General features: G+C 72.2%; 13 protein-coding genes. 9 read left to right on the top strand and 4 right to left on the bottom strand.

Annotation, left to right across the window (positions count from 1 at the left end):
* The first annotated feature begins 1 nt into the window (after position 1).
* The 5 genes from ACFWWU_RS25095 (at position 2) to ACFWWU_RS25075 (ending at position 7,241) form a co-directional block, all read left to right on the top strand.
* Positions 2 to 823 (top strand): SDR family NAD(P)-dependent oxidoreductase, encoded by an 822-nt coding sequence (locus tag ACFWWU_RS25095; protein WP_384148040.1) that lies wholly within the window; start codon positions 2 to 4, stop codon positions 821 to 823.
* Between the two features lie 98 nt (positions 824 to 921).
* Positions 922 to 2,046 (top strand): LLM class flavin-dependent oxidoreductase, encoded by a 1,125-nt coding sequence (locus ACFWWU_RS25090; protein ID WP_384148141.1) that lies wholly within the window; start codon positions 922 to 924, stop codon positions 2,044 to 2,046.
* Between the two features lie 200 nt (positions 2,047 to 2,246).
* Positions 2,247 to 3,986 carry an amidohydrolase family protein gene (locus ACFWWU_RS25085; RefSeq protein WP_384148039.1) on the top strand — a complete coding sequence of 580 codons (1,740 nt, stop codon included), beginning with the start codon at positions 2,247 to 2,249 and terminating at the stop codon, positions 3,984 to 3,986.
* A complete protein-coding gene (locus ACFWWU_RS25080) occupies positions 3,983 to 5,437 on the top strand; it encodes an aldehyde dehydrogenase family protein (RefSeq protein WP_384148038.1) in 1,455 nt (484 codons plus the stop codon). Before ACFWWU_RS25085 ends, ACFWWU_RS25080 begins: the two co-directional genes overlap by 4 nt.
* Before the next feature lie 238 nt (positions 5,438 to 5,675).
* On the top strand, positions 5,676 to 7,241 hold the full coding sequence (locus tag ACFWWU_RS25075; RefSeq protein ID WP_384148037.1) for an APC family permease: 1,566 nt from the start codon (positions 5,676 to 5,678) through the stop codon (positions 7,239 to 7,241).
* A 102-nt stretch (positions 7,242 to 7,343) separates the two neighbouring features.
* Here the strand turns inward: ACFWWU_RS25075 and ACFWWU_RS25070 are convergent, their stop codons facing one another.
* The 3 genes from ACFWWU_RS25070 to ACFWWU_RS25060 all read right to left on the bottom strand — a co-directional run bounded on the left by ACFWWU_RS25070 (position 7,344) and on the right by ACFWWU_RS25060 (position 9,040).
* Entirely contained in the window at positions 7,344 to 7,559 is a 216-nt protein-coding gene (locus tag ACFWWU_RS25070; RefSeq protein WP_358472769.1) for a hypothetical protein, read from the bottom strand.
* Positions 7,560 to 7,635: 76 nt separating this feature from the next.
* Positions 7,636 to 8,106: a carboxymuconolactone decarboxylase family protein gene (locus tag ACFWWU_RS25065; protein ID WP_384148036.1), complete on the bottom strand. Its 471-nt coding sequence runs from the start codon at positions 8,104 to 8,106 to the stop codon at positions 7,636 to 7,638.
* Positions 8,107 to 8,299: 193 nt separating this feature from the next.
* The gene (locus tag ACFWWU_RS25060; RefSeq protein WP_384148035.1) at positions 8,300 to 9,040 is read right to left on the bottom strand and encodes a GNAT family N-acetyltransferase; all 741 of its coding nucleotides are present in this window, start codon (positions 9,038 to 9,040) and stop codon (positions 8,300 to 8,302) included.
* A 122-nt stretch (positions 9,041 to 9,162) separates the two neighbouring features.
* Here ACFWWU_RS25060 and ACFWWU_RS25055 point away from each other — a divergent pair, with 122 nt between their 5' ends.
* From ACFWWU_RS25055 to ACFWWU_RS25045, 3 genes are all read left to right on the top strand, one after another.
* Positions 9,163 to 9,825 carry a hypothetical protein gene (locus ACFWWU_RS25055; RefSeq protein WP_384148034.1) on the top strand — a complete coding sequence of 221 codons (663 nt, stop codon included), beginning with the start codon at positions 9,163 to 9,165 and terminating at the stop codon, positions 9,823 to 9,825.
* Positions 9,826 to 9,882: 57 nt separating this feature from the next.
* A complete protein-coding gene (locus ACFWWU_RS25050) occupies positions 9,883 to 10,716 on the top strand; it encodes an LLM class F420-dependent oxidoreductase (RefSeq protein ID WP_384148033.1) in 834 nt (277 codons plus the stop codon).
* 249 nt (positions 10,717 to 10,965) lie between these two features.
* Complete coding sequence (locus ACFWWU_RS25045; RefSeq protein ID WP_384148032.1) at positions 10,966 to 13,551, top strand: bifunctional FO biosynthesis protein CofGH; 2,586 nt, start codon at positions 10,966 to 10,968, stop codon at positions 13,549 to 13,551.
* A gap of 3 nt (positions 13,552 to 13,554) precedes the next feature.
* Here the strand turns inward: ACFWWU_RS25045 and ACFWWU_RS25040 are convergent, their stop codons facing one another.
* A complete protein-coding gene (locus ACFWWU_RS25040; RefSeq protein ID WP_384148031.1) occupies positions 13,555 to 14,643 on the bottom strand; it encodes a tyrosine-protein phosphatase in 1,089 nt (362 codons plus the stop codon).
* A 165-nt stretch (positions 14,644 to 14,808) separates the two neighbouring features.
* Between ACFWWU_RS25040 and ACFWWU_RS25035 the strand changes: the two genes are divergently transcribed.
* Complete coding sequence (locus tag ACFWWU_RS25035) at positions 14,809 to 15,927, top strand: ADP-ribosylglycohydrolase family protein (protein WP_384148030.1); 1,119 nt, start codon at positions 14,809 to 14,811, stop codon at positions 15,925 to 15,927.
* Positions 15,928 to 15,971 lie beyond the last annotated feature (44 nt).

Below are 15,971 nucleotides of genomic sequence, written 5' to 3'. Positions count from 1 at the left end.
CATGGGCAAGCTCGACGGGCGGGTCGTCCTCGTCACCGGGGCGGCGCGCGGGCAGGGCGAGCAGGAGGCGCGGCTCTTCGCCGCCGAGGGTGCGCGGGTCGTCCTCGCGGACGTCCTCGACGACGCCGGCGAGGCGCTGGCCAAGGAGCTGGTGGAGTCGCCGGGGGAGGAGTCCGGGCAGGCGTCGGGGGAGGAACCCGGGCAGGCGTCGGGGGAGGCGCGGGCCGTCTACGTCCACCTCGACGTGACCAGCGAGGAGGACTGGGCGGCGGCCGTGGCCGTCGCCAAGGAGCGGTTCGGGAAGATCGACGGGCTCGTCAACAACGCCGGGATCCTCCGCTTCAACGAGCTGCTCTCCACTCCCCTGGAGGAGTTCCAGGCGATCGTCTCGGTCAACCAGACGGGCTGCTTCCTGGGCATCAGGACGGTCGCGCCCGAGATCGCGGCGGCCGGCGGCGGCACGATCGTCAACACCGCCTCGTACACGGGGCTCACCGGCATGGCCGGGGTCGGCGCCTACGCGGCGAGCAAGCACGCCGTCCTCGGGCTCACCAAGGTCGCGGCGCTCGAACTGGCCGCGCGGAACATCCGGGTGAACGCGGTCTGCCCCGGGGCGATCGACACCCCCATGAGCAACCCGGAGGGCGTGGACCCGGCGGCCACGGCCGAGCTGTACCGGAAGCTCGTGCCGCTCGGGCGGATCGGGCAGGCCGCGGAGGTGGCGGCCCTCGCGCTCTTCCTGACGGGGGAGGACTCGGCGTACATCACGGGTCAGCCGTTCGTGATCGACGGCGGCTGGCTGGCCGGCGTCAGCCTGTTCTGACGGGTCATCAGGTATTGACCGCGGTCGCTCCACGGTGCCACAGTCGGGCACATCAGAGATCTGACGGTTCGTCAGAAATAATGAGGACGGTGAACCCCTTGGAATTCGGGATCTTCGTACAGGGATACGTCGGCAAGCGGGCCGAGACCGATCCCGAAGCCGAGCACAAGGCCCTCATGGAGGAGACCGAGTACGTCATCCAGGCGGACAAGTCCGGGTTCAAGTACGCCTGGGCTTCCGAGCACCACTTCCTGGACGAGTACTCGCACATCTCGGCCAACGACGTCTACCTGGGCTACCTCGCCCACGCCACCGACCGGATCCATCTCGGCTCCGGCATCTTCAACCCCCTCGCCCCCGTCAACCACCCGGTGAAGGTGGCCGAGAAGGTCGCCATGCTCGACCACCTCTCCGGCGGGCGCTTCGAGTTCGGCTCCGGACGCGGCGCGGGCTCCCACGAGATCCTCGGGTTCATGCCGGGCATCACCGACATGAACCACACGAAGGAGATCTGGGAGGAGACGATCGCCGAGTTCCCCAAGATGTGGCTCCAGGACGAGTACGTCGGCTTCCAGGGCAAGCACTGGTCGCTGCCGCCCCGCAAGATCCTGCCCAAGCCGTACGGGAAGTCCCACCCCGCCATGTGGTACGCGGCCGGGTCCCCCTCCTCGTACGCCATGGCCGCCAAGAAGGGCCTCGGCGTCCTCGGCTTCAGCGTGCAGAAGGTCTCCGACATGGAGTGGGTCGTCGAGTCGTACAAGACGGCGATCAAGGAGGCCAGGGCGGTCGGCGACTTCGTCAACGACAACGTCATGGTCACCTCCACCGCGATCTGCGCGGAGACCCACGACAAGGCCGTCGAGATCGCCGTCTCCGGCGGCCTCAACTACCTCCAGTCGCTGCTCTTCCGCTACCACGACACCTTCCCCCGGCCCGAGGGCATCCCCGAGTGGCCCGAGCTGCTCCCCGAGTACTCGGCCGAGATCATCGAACTCCTCATCCAGGAGGAGCTGATGATCTGCGGAGACCCCTCCGAGGTCCTCGCCCAGTGCAAGCGCTGGGAGCAGGCCGGGGCCGACCAGCTCTCCTTCGGCATCCCGATCGGGATCCCGTACGAGGACACGATGAACTCGATCAAGCTCATCGGCGAGCACGTGATCCCCAAGATCGACACGGACCCGGTCCACCGCACCACCCGCTTCCGTCAGGCCGCGGGTTCCTGACGGGGGGCCCGCCCCCCGGCGCAGGCACCTGGGCCCGCCCCCCGGCGCAGGCGCCTGGGCCCGGCGAGGGCGGAGCCAGTCGTACGAACGCGGGGCGGCGTCTTCCCGGATCGCCGCCCCGTACAAGCCCCGGCCGGAGGCCGTTCCGCGGCGGCCCCGGTCCGGGGCGCACCCGCGTCCACGGACAGAAAGGGACCGTCATGCTCGACCACCTGATCACCGGCGCCACCGTCGTGGACGGCACCGGCGCCCCCGCCTTCACCGCCGACGTCGGGATACGCGCCGGACGCATCGCCGTCGTCGCCGAACCCGGGACCGTCCGCGAGGAGGCCCGGACCACCGAGGACGCCACCGGCCTCGTCCTCACCCCCGGCTTCGTCGACCCGCACACCCACTACGACGCCCAGCTCTTCTGGGACCCTTACGCCACCCCCTCCATGAACCACGGCGTCACCACCGTCGCCGGCGGCAACTGCGGCTTCACCCTCGCCCCGCTCCACCCGGACCGGCCCGAGGACGCCGACTACACGCGCCGCATGATGTCCAAGGTCGAGGGCATGGCCCTGGCGGCCCTCGAGGAGGGCGTCGACTGGAGCTGGTCGTCCTTCGCCGAGTACCTCGACGCCCTCGAAGGGCGGATCGCCGTCAACGCCGGCTTCATGGTCGGCCACTGCGCGCTGCGCCGGTACGTGATGGGCGCCGACGCCGTCGGCGGACAGCCCACCCCCGAGCAGCTGGAGCAGATGGTCTCCCTCCTCAAGGGGGCCATGGAGGCCGGGGCCTGGGGGCTCTCCACCACCCAGTCCTCCACCCACTCCGACGGCGACGGCGCCCCCGTCGCCTCCCGGCACGCCACGCCCGCCGAGCTGATCGCCCTCTCCCGGGCCGTCGGCGAGCACGAGGGCACCCAGCTGGAAGCGATCCTCGCGGGCTGCCTCGACCAGTTCTCCGACGCCGAGATCGACCTCTTCGTCGAGATGACGGCCGCGGCCGGACGCCCGCTCAACTGGAACGTCCTCACCATCGACGCCGCCGTCCCCGAGCGCGTCCCGCGCCAGCTCACCGCCTCCGAGCGGGCCCGCAAGTCCGGCGGCCGGATCGTCGCCCTCACCATGCCGATCCTCACCCCCATGAACATGTCGCTCGGCACGTTCTGCGCCCTCAACCTCATCCCGGGCTGGGGCGAGATCCTCGCCCTCCCCGTCCCCGAGCGGATCGCGAAGCTCCGCGACCCCGACGTGCGGGCGGAGATGCTGCGGCGCGCCGACTCCAAGGAGGCCGGGGTCTTCCGGCGGCTCGCCCACTTCGGCCGGTACGTCATCGGCGACACGTACAGCGCGGAGAACGAGGGCCTGAGCGGCCGGGTCGTGCAGGACATCGCCGCCGAGCGCGGCCAGGACGCCTTCCAGTGCCTCGTCGAGATCTGCGCCAACGACGACCTGAGGACCGTCCTGTGGCCGATGCCCAGCGACAACGACCCGGCGTCCTGGGCGCTGCGCCGCGAGACCTGGGACCACGAGGACGTGCTGCTCGGCGGCTCGGACGCCGGCGCGCACCTGGACCGGATGTGCGGGGCGCCGTACACGACCCGCTTCCTCGGCGACTGTCTGCGCGGCCGGAAGCTGGTGCCGCTGGAGCGGGCGGTGCGGATGCTCACCGACGAGCCGGCCCGGCTCTTCGGGCTGCGGGAGCGGGGCCGTATAGAGGAGGGCTTCCACGCCGACCTGGTCCTCTTCGACCCGGAGCGGATCGAGGCGGGCCCGGCGACGCTCGTGCACGACCTGCCGGGGGACAGCCCGCGGCTCGACTCGCGCGCGATCGGGATCGTCTCGGTCCGGGTCAACGGCGTGGAGACCGTACGGGACGACGAGGTGACCGGCGCGATTCCCGGCAAGGTGCTGCGCTCCGGCCGTGACACGAGGACGGTGGCGACGCGATGAGGACCGAGAGGCTGTTCATCGGCGGCGAGTGGGTCGAGCCCGACGGCGGCCACTACGAGGTGATCGACCCGGCCACGGAGGAGGTCGTCGGCCTGGCGCCGGAGGCGTCGCGCGCCCAGGTGTACGAGGCGGCCGCCGCCGCCCGCGAGGCCTTCGACTCCTGGTCCCGGACGAAGCCGGAGGAGCGGGCGGCGATCCTCGACCGGGCCGCGGACCTCATGGCCCGGGACGCCGAGGAGAACGTCCTGCTCGCGCGGGCCGAGACCGGCGCCACCACCGGCACCGCCCGCGGCATGCAGGTCGCGATCGGCTCCTCCCGCTTCCGGCGGTACGCCCGGGGCGCGATGGAGCCGGTCGAGCAGGCGCTGCCGCCGCAGATCAACGAGGCCGGGCCGATGGGCAAGGCCGGGGTGTTCGGCGCGGTGGCGGTGCGGCGCCCGGTCGGCGTGGTCACCTGCATCACCTCGTACAACAACCCCTGGGCCAACCCGGCGGGGAAGATCGCGCCGGCGCTCGCGATGGGCAACACGGTGCTCGTGAAGCCCGCCCCGCAGGACCCGCTCTCGGTGTACGCGATGACCCGGGCCCTGGCGGAGGCCGGTGTCCCGGCGGGGGTCGTGAACGTGGTCACCGGCTCCTCCGTGGAGTCCGGGCAGGCGGCCGTGGACTCCCCGGACGTCGACATGGTCTCCTTCACCGGCTCCACGGCCGTCGGGCAGGCGATCGGCGAGGTCTGCGGGCGCGCGCTGAAGCGGCAGCTGATGGAGCTGGGCGGGAAGGGGGCCGCGGTCGTCTTCGACGACGCGGACCTGGACTCCGCCGTCATGGGCATCGGGACGACCTTCGCCTTCTACAGCGGGCAGATCTGCACGGCCCCGACCCGGGTGCTCGCGCAGCGCGGGATCTACGAGCGGCTGATCGAGAAGCTGACCGGCTTCCTGACCTTCATGAAGGTGGGGGACCCGGCGGAGCGGGGCACGGTGGTCGGCCCGGTGATCTCGGCGGCCCACCGCGACCGGGTGGAGTCGTACGTCGAGCTGGGGCGGAAGGAGGGGGCGCGGGTCGTCGCGGGCGGCGAGCGTCCGGACTTCGCCAAGGGCTTCTACGTGGCCCCGACCCTGCTCGCCGACTGCACGAACGAGATGCGGGTGGTCCGCGAGGAGATCTTCGGCCCGGTCGTCGTGGTCGTCCCCTTCGACGAGGAGGAGGAAGGCATCGCGCTCGCCAACGACAGCGACTACGGGCTGATCGACTACGTGTGGTCGGGCGACGTGGCCCGTGCCTTCCGGGTCGCGGCCCGGCTGCGGGCCGGCGGGGTGGGCGTGAACACGATCGGGCGGAACATGGAGGCACCGTTCGGCGGATTCAAGAAGAGCGGGGTCGGACGGGACGTCGGCTCGTACGCGCTGCACGCGTACAGCGAGCTCCAGGCCGTCGTCTGGCCGGGCTGAGGAAGGGTGCGAAAATTCCTCGGGAAAATTTAGAAACGGACATTTAGGGCACTGCTGCGGTTCCCGCATATCGGACGCGGATCGACGGACCTGCCAGTTGGTCGGTCCGTTCCAGTCGTCGATCTTTCAATCATTGGCAGGTGCTCGCTTGCACCCGCTCAATGCAAGGCGATGAACGATCAAGTGAGCGGAGTTCGCTCTTCCGGATATGGAAACCGCAGCATTTAACGTCCTGTTCATGACTCAGGTGGAAGCGCGGCCCCAGGCCGGAGACACGGTAAGGCCAGTCGACGCCCCCGTCGGCGCCCAGGCCGTACGCACCAAGGGCCTCGGAGGCAACTCCGTCGGTCTGCTCGGCAGTGCCGTCATCGGCATCTCGACCGTCGCTCCCGTCTACTGTCTGACCTCGACGCTCGGCTCCACGGCCGGCGAGGTCGGCCTGCAGATGCCCGCGATCTTCCTCGCCGGCTTCCTCCCGATGCTCCTCGTCGCCTTCGCGTACCGGGAGCTCAACCGGGTCATGCCCGACTGCGGCACCTCCTTCACCTGGACCGTGAAGGCCTTCGGTCCCAAGATCGGCTGGATGTGCGGCTGGGGCCTCGTCATCGCGACGATCATCGTGCTCTCCAACCTCGCCGGCGTCGCGACCTCCTACTTCTGGCTCCTCGCGGGTGAGATCAGCGGCAGCGAATCCATCGCCGCCCTGGACGACAACAAAGCCGTCCACATCATCACCTGCCTCGCGCTCATCGCCGTCGCCACCGCCATCAGCTACCGCGGCATGACCGCCACCAAGGGCATCCAGTACGCCCTCGTCGGCCTCCAGCTCGTCGTCCTCGTCGTCTTCGTGGCGATGGCGCTGTCGAAGGCCGGCGACTTCGAGACCTCGGTCTCCTTCTCCTGGTCCTGGATGAACCCCTTCGCGGTCCAGTCCTTCGCCGCCTTCACCGCCGGCCTCTCGCTCTCGATCTTCATGTACTGGGGCTGGGACGCCTGCATGGCGACCAACGAGGAGACCACCGGCAGCGCGAAGACCCCCGGCCGCGCCGCGCTCATCGCGATGGTCGTGCTCGTCGCCTCGTACCTCGCCACCGGCATCGCCGCGCAGATGGTCGTCGGCTCCGGCGAGGAGGGCCTCGGCCTCGCCAACCCGGAGACCTCCGACAACGTCTTCGCCGCCCTCGCGGGCCCCGTCATGGGCCCGGCGCTCGGCATCCTGCTCTTCGTCGCGGTCCTCGCCTCGGCCGCCGCGAGCCTCCAGACCACCTTCATCCCGGTCGCCCGCACGGTGCTCGCCATGTCCACGTACGAGGCGCTGCCGAAGTCCTTCACCAAGGTCCACCCGGTGTTCAAGACCCCCGGCAAGGCCACGATCGTGGCCGGTGTCGCCACCGGCGTCTTCTACACCGTGATGACCCTCGTCAGCGAGAACGTCCTGGTCGACACGATCTACGCGCTCGGCCTGATGATCTGCTTCTACTACGCCCTGACGGCCTTCGCCTGCGTCTGGTACTTCCGCGGCGAGCTCTTCCGCTCCGGCCGGGACTTCGCCTACAAGGGCCTCATGCCGCTGCTCGGCGGGCTGATCCTCACGTCCGTCTTCGGCAAGACCCTCTACGACATGTGGGACCCGGCCTACGGCTCCGGCTCCGCCGTCCTCGGCGTCGGCTCGGTCTTCGTCATCGCGGTCGGGCTGCTGCTCCTCGGTGTCGTGATCATGCTGGTCATGCAGCGGAAGAGCCCGGCGTTCTTCCGGGGCGAGATCCTCACGAAGGAGACCCCGTCGCTGGTGGTCGCCGACTGACGGCAGCCGTACGTTCCTGAGTCGTACGTTCCTGAGTCATCCGAAACGCGAAGGTGGCGGCCCGTGGGGGGTCCGCCACCTTCGTCGTTCCGCTGGACGGGGTCAGTGCCCGGGGAGCAGGCGCTCCACCGCCGCGTTGGCCGGGGGCAGATCGGGCGTGCCGGCCGGCTTCGCCTTGGGGGCCAGAACGCCGCTGAGCGGGACGACGGAGGGCAGGTTCATGCCGCCGGTGTCGGCGGCGGCGGTCCCGGCGGTGGCGCCCGCGAGACCCGCGGCGGCGAAGGCGGTCAGGGCGGCTGCGGTGAGGATCCTCTTCATGCCCGCTCCAACGCGGACGGCCCGGATCCGGTTACGACCGGCGGCCGGGACGTCCTGATGGTCCGGTCGCCGTCGCCTACAGGCCGACCCCGGCCGGCTGCCGGACGGTGACGTTGAGCCGGTTGAAGAGGTTGGTGATCGCGACCGTCATGACGATCGAGGCGAGCTGCTTCTCGTCGAAGTGATCGGCGGCGGCGTCCCAGATCGCGTCCGGCACGGCGTCCGAGGCGTCGGCGAGCCGGGTCGCCGCCTCGGTGAGCGCGAGGGCCGCACGCTCCTCGTCGGAGAAGTACGGCGTCTCGCGCCAGGCGGCGACGGCGAACAGCTTCTCGTCGCTCACCCCGGCCTTCCTGGCGTTCTTCGAGCCGATGTCGACGCAGAAGCCACAGCTGTTGATCTGGCTGGCCCGCAGGTGCACGAGCTCCAGGGTGGACTCGGGGACACCGCCCTGGCGGGAGGCCTTCACCAGGTCCATGATCGCCGCTCCGGTGCCGGGCAGGACGTAGGCGGGGTTGGTCATGCGGGCCGTGGGCTGGTGCGTCGCCATGGTGATCGCTCCTCAGCGTCTCTCGTCGGTGGTTCGTTCGCTGCTTTCACCGCACTGACGAATCGCGCGCCGAGGATGTGACACGACGGGAGAAGTTTTCTTCCGGGAGCCCCCGGGAGCCCCCGGGAGCCCCCGGGAGCCCCCGGGAGCCCCCCGGGAGCCCCCCGGGAGTCCCTCGGGAGTCCGTCGGGCCCTACGCCTCCGCGATGAGGGCGGTCGCGACCGTGCGGAAGCCGAGCCGCCCGTAGAGCCTGGCCACGTCCGCGTCCGACGCCGTCAGGAACACGAGCTCCGCGCCCCGGGCGCGGGCGTCCTCGACGAGCGCGGCCGTCACCGCGAGCCCGAGGCCGCGGCGGCGGGCCGCCGGGACGGTGCCGACGCCGACGACCTCGGAGACCGGCCCGACGGGCTGGTGCTGCCCGGCCGCGAGGGCGTCGCCGGCGCTGTCGAGGGCCGCCGCGAGCCGGGTCAGCCCGGCCGTGATCCGCTCGCCGATCCGCTCGGCGGTGCCGGGCTTCGGCGCCATGCCGAAGGCCGCGTACGGGGCGGCGACGGCGGTCTCCAGGGCGGTGTCGTCGGCGTCGACCATCCGGACCGTGATCCCCTCGGGGCCCGGTACGGCGAGGCCGTCGCCCTCCAGGACCATCAGCGGGTGCTCGTGCACGGTGAGCCCGCTCGCCTCCACGGCCGCCCGCAGCCCCGGCGTCGTCTCGGCGACCCACTCGAAGGCCTCGGGCACCCCGAGCTCCCGCTGCCGGGCGCGCACCGCCTCCACGGCGTCGAGCGCCACCTCGCCGGAGTGCCCGAGCATGGGGCGGGCGTAGAAGGGCCAGCCCTCCCCCTCCCGTACGAACAGGGTCAGGGGCCCGTGCGCCTCGGCGCGGGCGGAGGAACGGGGGACGGCGTCGTAGTACGACTCGATTCGGTTCAGCACCCGGCCACGCTAGGGGGCGGGGCGGTCGGCCGCCTTCGAATATCGGACGGTACGAGGAACCGGTCGTGGCATGAGCCCGTCACCAAGGGCAGGAGTGGCAAGGGGACAGCCGAGGGGGAGCCATGAGCCGCACGCACGCCTGCCCGGGATGCGGGCAGGACGACCGGGTGCAGGCCGTGCCCGCCGTGTACCTCGCGGGCCGGGACGCCGTCACCAGCCGCGAGCGGAACCGGGACGGCGACCTGCGGACCGTGACACGGACGGTGACCACCGGGCTCTCCGACGCGCTCGCGCCGGTGCCTCAGGAATCCGCCCACGCCATCAGTCGGCTCGGCTTCCTCGCCGGGTTCGTGTGCGTCGCCTCGTTCATGGGCTGGGTCTTCGTCGGGGGCGGTCTGGACTCCGGGCCGGAGCTCGGGCCGGAGTCCGGGGCGGTGTCCGGGCCGGACTTCTCGATGTTCGGGACTCCGGAGGATCTCGGCCCGGACCTGGGCTACCTGGGCGGGGTCTCGGCCGGCGCCCTTGCCGTCACCGTCCTGGTCCTCTTCGAGCTCTGGCGGCGCCGGACGGCCTTCGCCCACTTGACGCGCGGACGCGGCCGCGCCGAGGAACTCTGGTCGAAGGGCTGGTACTGCCACCGCTGCGGCACGGTCCACTTCGCGGACGTCCCCGGCGAGGACCGCGCCCCGCTCACCCTCCAGCGCTTCCGCGAGAAGGTCTGGGAGCAGGGAGGGTACGGCGAGCTGGCGGCGGAGCGGCGGGCGGTGGACCCGGCCCGTTCCTGACGACCCGCCCGTGTCGTACCCCTCGGAAAACCGCGCCCCACCCCCTACCGTGCCGCTATGCGGATCTCGACCACGATCTTCCTGACCGACGAGACCATCACCCCCGTGCGGCTCGCGCGCGAGCTGGAGGAGCGCGGCTTCGCCGGGCTGTACCTCCCGGAGCACACCCACATCCCCGTCGACCGGACCACGCCCTACCCGCAGGGCGGCGAGCTGCCCCGGGAGTACGGCCGCATCCTCGACCCCTTCGTGGCGCTCGGCCAGGCCGCCGCCGTCACCGAACGGCTCGGACTCGGCACCGGCGTCACGCTGATCGCCGAACACGACGCGATCGCCCTCGCCAAGCAGATCGCGACCCTCGACCACCTCTCCGGGGGCCGCTTCACCCTCGGCGTCGGCTACGGCTGGAACCGGGAGGAGGCCGCCGACCACGGCGTCGACTGGTCGACCCGCCGGAAGCTCACCCACGACCGGCTGGCCCTGATGCGGGCCCTGTGGGCGCCGGAACCCACGGCGTACGAGGGAGAGTTCGGCCGCTCCGTCCGCGCGTCGCAGGCCTGGCCCAAGCCGGCCCGCGGCGACGCGCCCCGCATCCTGCTGGGCGGCGCGGCCGGCCCGAAGCTCTTCGCGCGGATCGCCGCGGACGCGGACGGCTGGATGCCGATCGGCGGCCGGGGCCTGACGGAGTCGCTCCCGGTCCTGCGCGAGGCCTGGGAGGCCGCGGGCCGCGACCCGAAGACCCTCCAGCTCGTCCCGTACGCCGTCCTCCCGAACCCCGGAAAGCTCGCCCACTACGCGGAACTGGGCTGCGACGAGGTCGTGCTCCAGCTGCCACCGGGGGACGAGGGGGAGGTCCTGGGCGTCCTGGACGCGTACGCCGCGTACCTCTGAGCGATCGACTTCGGAATACGTTCCGAAGTGCGACGTCGCCCCGCCACCGGTCGGCCAGGAGTGGCGTCTTCGCTTCGCGACGAACGAGGCTGGTGACGGCCGGAGGCCGGGTCGGGTACCTCGTCGACGAGCCGCGCAGGACGGTGCACCTGGTGTACGCCGCCCCCCGGCACCCCAAGGACACCGACTGACCCTCCTTCCTACGGGGACCCGAACCCGGCCCGGCGTGCCCGCTCGTATGCTCGGTTCATGACGGATCACCAGGCAGCACGTCCCACCGAGAACGCCATGCGTCGCGCGCTCAAGCGGGCCAGGGACGGGGTAGCGCTCGATGTCACCGAGGCCGCCGTGCTGTTGCGGGCACGTGGGGAGGACCTGGCGGACCTCGTCGCGTCCGCCGGGCGGGTGCGGGACGCCGGTCTCGAGGCCGCCGGACGGCCCGGGGTCATCACGTACTCGAAGAGCGTGTTCATACCCCTCACCCGGCTCTGCCGGGACAAGTGCCACTACTGCACCTTCGTCACCGTGCCCGGCAAACTGCGCCGGGACGGCCACGGGATGTTCATGTCGCCGGACGAGGTCCTCGACGTCGCCCGTCGCGGGGCCGAGATGGGCTGCAAGGAGGCCCTGATCACCCTCGGCGACAAGCCCGAGGACCGGTGGCCCGAGGCGCGCGAGTGGCTCGACGCGCACGGCTACGACGACACCCTCGCGTACGTACGCGCCATGGCGATCCGGATCCTGGAGGAGACGGGACTCCTCCCGCACCTCAACCCCGGCGTGCTCTCCTGGACCGACTTCCAGCGCCTCAAGCCCGTCGCACCGTCCATGGGCATGATGCTGGAGACGACCGCGACCCGGCTGTGGTCCGAGCCCGGCGGCCCCCACTACGGCTCCCCCGACAAGGACCCCGCCGTGCGGCTGCGCGTCCTGGAGGACGCGGGCCGGTCCTCCGTGCCGTTCACGAGCGGGCTGCTCCTCGGCATCGGCGAGACCGTCGAGGAGCGCGCCGAATCGCTGTTCGCGCTGCGGCGCGTGGCGCGCGCGTACCACTCGATCCAGGAACTGATCATCCAGAACTTCCGCGCCAAGCCGGACACGGCCATGCGCGGAATGCCCGACGCCGAGCTGGACGACCTGGTCGCCACCGTCGCCGTCGCCCGGCTCATCATGGGCCCCGCCGCCTGCCTCCAGGCCCCGCCCAACCTGGTCGACTCCGAGTACGAGCGGCTCATCGCCGCCGGCATCGACGACTGGGGCGGCGTCTCCCCGCTCACCATCGACCACGTCAACCCCGAGCGCCCCTGGCCGAGGATCGAGGAGCTGGCCGAGCGGTCCGCCGCCGCCGGCTTCGAGCTGCGCGAACGCCTCTGCGTCTACCCGGAGTTCATTCAGCGCGGCGAACCCTGGCTCGACCCCCGCCTCCTCCCGCACGTCCGCGCCCTCGCCGACCCCGAGACGGGTCTCGCCGACCCCGACGCGCCCGTCCGCGGCCTGCCCTGGCAGGAGCCCGACGAGGCCTTCACCGCCGCCGGCCGCACCGATCTGCACCGCACCATCGACACCACGGGCCGCACGCACGACCGGCGCGACGACTTCGACGAGGTCTACGGCGACTGGGACGCGCTCCGCGAGGCCGCCGCCCCCGGGATGGTCCCCGAGCGCATCGACACCGACGTCCGCGAGGCCCTCGCCGTCGCCGCCGACGACCCGACGAAGCTCACCGACGCCCAGGCGCTCGCCCTGCTGCACGCCGACGGGTCCGCGCTCGACGCCCTCACCCGGATCGCCGACGACGTCCGCCGCGCGGCCGTCGGCGACGACGTGACGTACATCGTCACGCGGAACATCAACTTCACCAACGTCTGCTACACCGGCTGCCGTTTCTGCGCCTTCGCCCAGCGGCGCACCGACGCCGACGCGTACACCCTCTCCCTCGACCAGGTCGCGGACCGCGCCCAGCAGGCCTGGGAGGTCGGCGCCGTCGAGGTCTGCATGCAGGGCGGCATCCACCCCGACCTGCCCGGCACCGCCTACTTCGACATCGCGCGCGCGGTGAAGGAGCGCGTCCCCGGCATGCACGTGCACGCCTTCTCGCCGATGGAGGTCGTCAACGGCGCGACTCGGACCGGCCTGTCGATCCGGGAGTGGCTGACGGCGGCGAAGGAGGCCGGGCTCGACTCGATCCCCGGCACCGCCGCCGAGATCCTCGACGACGAGGTCCGCTGGGTCCTCACCAAGGGCAAGCTGCCCACCGCCACCTGGATCGAGGTCGTCACCACCGCCCACGAGCTGGGCATCCGGTCGAGCTCCACGATGATGTACGGGCACGTGGACCAGCCCCGGCACTGGCTCGGCCACTTCCGGACGCTCTCCCGCATCCAGCAGGAGACGGGTGGCTTCACCGAGTTCGTGACGCTCCCCTTCATCCACACCAACGCGCCCGTCTACCTCGCGGGCATCGCCCGCCCCGGCCCGACCGCCCGCGACAACCGCGCGGTCATCGCCATGGCCCGGCTCCTCCTCCACCCGCACATCCCCAACATCCAGACCAGCTGGGTGAAGCTGGGCACCGAGGGCGCCGCCGAGATGCTCCGCTCGGGCGCGAACGACCTGGGCGGCACCCTGATGGAGGAGACCATCTCCCGTATGGCCGGGTCGAGTTACGGCTCGTACCGCTCGATCCGCGACCTGGAGGCCATCGCGGAGGCGGCCGGCCGCCCGGCGAAGCCCCGGACGACGATGTACGGGGAGGTGCCGGAGGAGCGGCAGCGCACGGCGCGCGCCTCGGACGGGCACCTGCCTGAGCTGCTGCCGGTCCTGCCGGCCGAGTGAGGCTCAGCCGACCAGCAGGTCCTGCCTCAGCTCCTTGAGCTCCCGCTGGTCGAGGCCGAGGCCCTTCCGCAGGTACGCGCGGAAGGAGCCGTACTCCTCCTCGACCTCCGCGAAGCTCGCGTTGAGGTACGCGGGGCGGACGTCGAGGAGCGGCTTGTACACGGCGGCCTGCTGGGCCGGGAGGTGGGAGAGGATCGCCTCGTTGGCGGCGGCCCGGTAGGTGTTGCTGGCCAGGTAGTCCGCCATGACCGTCTCCTCGGGGACGCCGAGGGCGGTGAGCAGGGCCGCGTTCGACCAGCCGGTGCGGTCCTTGCCCGCGGTGCAGTGGAAGAGGACGCCGCCCTCCGCGCCCCGGCGGTCGTCGTCGGCGATGCCGTCGTAGACGGCGGTGTAGGCGGTACGGGCGGTGTCGCCGCTCACCATGAACCGGTTGCCCTCGACCATCATCGCCTCCGCCTCTGCGGGGCTCTTCGGCATCGAGGTGAAGGTGCCGCTGCCCGCGAGGACGTCGGCGACGACGTGCGTCGCGCCGGCCGGGACGCGGTCCGGGGCGGCGGTCCGCTCGGACTCCATGCGCAGGTCGAAGACGGCCCGGACGCCGAGGCGCGTCAGCTTGGCGAGGTCGGCGTCGGTGAGCTTCTCCAGGGAGTCGGAGCGGTAGACCTCGCCCATCTTCACCCACTGGCCGTCGCGGGTCCGGTAGCCGCCCGCGTCACGGAAGTTGACGGTGCCCTGGAGGCGTATCAGCCGGTCGGCGAGGCGCAGCGACGTGCCCCGGTCGGGGACGAGGTCGAACCAGCGGCGGTCGGCGGCCGCCAGACCGGAGAGGGTGACCGAGCCGGTGGCGCCGCCGCGGGCGACGGTACGGCCGCCGGTGCGGATCGTGACGCCGTGGGTGCCGGGGGCGGACCACGTGACGGTGTAGGTGCCGCCGGCGTTCTCGGTGACGGTCGCGGCGGTGAAGGGGATCCGCTGCCGGGTGTGCGCCTGTCCGTGGTGGTGCGCGGAGGCGGCGGGCGCGGTGATGCCGACGAGCAGCGCGGCGGCGAGGGCCGCGGTCGAGAGGGCCTTGACTCGTGTCACGGGGTTCATGCCGTGGATCGTTCAAGTCGCGGCCGAACCTCGGGTGAACTGCGGTCAAAAGTGGACTGACGGACGTCCGATCACATAACGTTCCGCGCCCCGAACGCTCGTACCCGGTCGATTACAGTGCGGCGAGGAACCGTCAGCGAACCGCCGACCGGGGGAGGGCACGTCGTGGCCACGACAGCCGCAGCCGTGTGGGGCCGCGCCGAACAGCAGGACTTCCGGGCCCGCGTACGGGGCTGTCTCCTCGGCGGAGCCGTCGGCGACGCGCTGGGCGCCGGGGCCGACGGCCGCACCCTCGCGGAGACGCGGGAGGCCCACGGACCTGACGGACTGACCGAGCCCGTGCCCGCGTACGGCCGGCGGGGGGCCGTCACCGCCGCCACCCAGATGAGCCTGTTCACCGTCGACGGCCTCATCCGCGCACAGGTCCGCCGCGACACCGGCGCCTGGCACCCGCCCACCGACGTCCACCGGGCGCACCTGCGCTGGGCCGCCACACAGCGCGACTGGGGCCCCGACGAGCGCCGCAAGGACAACGGCTGGCTCGCCGGCGAGGAGTGGCTCTACGCCCGCCGCAACCCGCCCCGCGCCTGCCTCACCGGCCTCGGCGACGAGCTCCTCGGCACCCTCGACAAGCCCAAGAACCCGGAGGCCGCCGACTCCGGCGCGCTCGTCCGCTCGGCGCCCTTCGGGCTCCTCGTCGGCTGGGAGCCGCAGCTCGTCTGCCAGCTCGCGGTGGAGTGCGCGGCGCAGACGCACGGCGCTCCGGCGGCCACGCTCGCGGCGGGCGCCCTCGCGGTCACGGTGCACGGTCTCGCGCGCGGAGCCTCCGTCGAGGCGGCGGTGGCCTCGGCCGTGGAGCAGGTCGCGGAGCGCCCCGGCCACGAGTCGGTGACCGAGGCCCTCACGGAGGCCCTCGGAGCCGTACGGGAAGGGGCGCCGGACGCGGAGCGGGTGGCCGGTCTCGGGGCGGACGAGGACCGGGCCGAGGGGCAGCTGGCGGCGGCCGTCTACTGCGCTCTGGTCGGCGAGGACGTCCGGCACGGGCTGCGGCTGGCCGTGAACCACGACGGGCCCTCGTCGGTCACGGGGGCGCTCACCGGCGCGCTGCTCGGCGCCCTGCACGGCGAGACGGCCCTCCCGCCGGCCTGGCTGGCCGAACTGGAGGGCCGTGCGACGCTCCTTGAGCTGGCGGACGACTTCTCGATGGAGATGACCCAGGGCGCCGCCCTGCACTCCGCCACCGAGGCCTCGCCGGGCTGGCTGGCGCGCTACCCGAGGGGCTGACGGGCGGTGGGGCCCGCTGGCCGAGGGTGCTGACGGGCGGCGCG

Origin of the sequence: Streptomyces sp. NPDC058650 (assembly GCF_042717315.1) — a bacterium.
GTDB lineage: Bacteria > Actinomycetota > Actinomycetes > Streptomycetales > Streptomycetaceae > Streptomyces.
The sequence above is the reverse complement of the archived record's forward strand: the minus strand, read 5'-3'. Positions and strand labels throughout refer to the sequence as shown.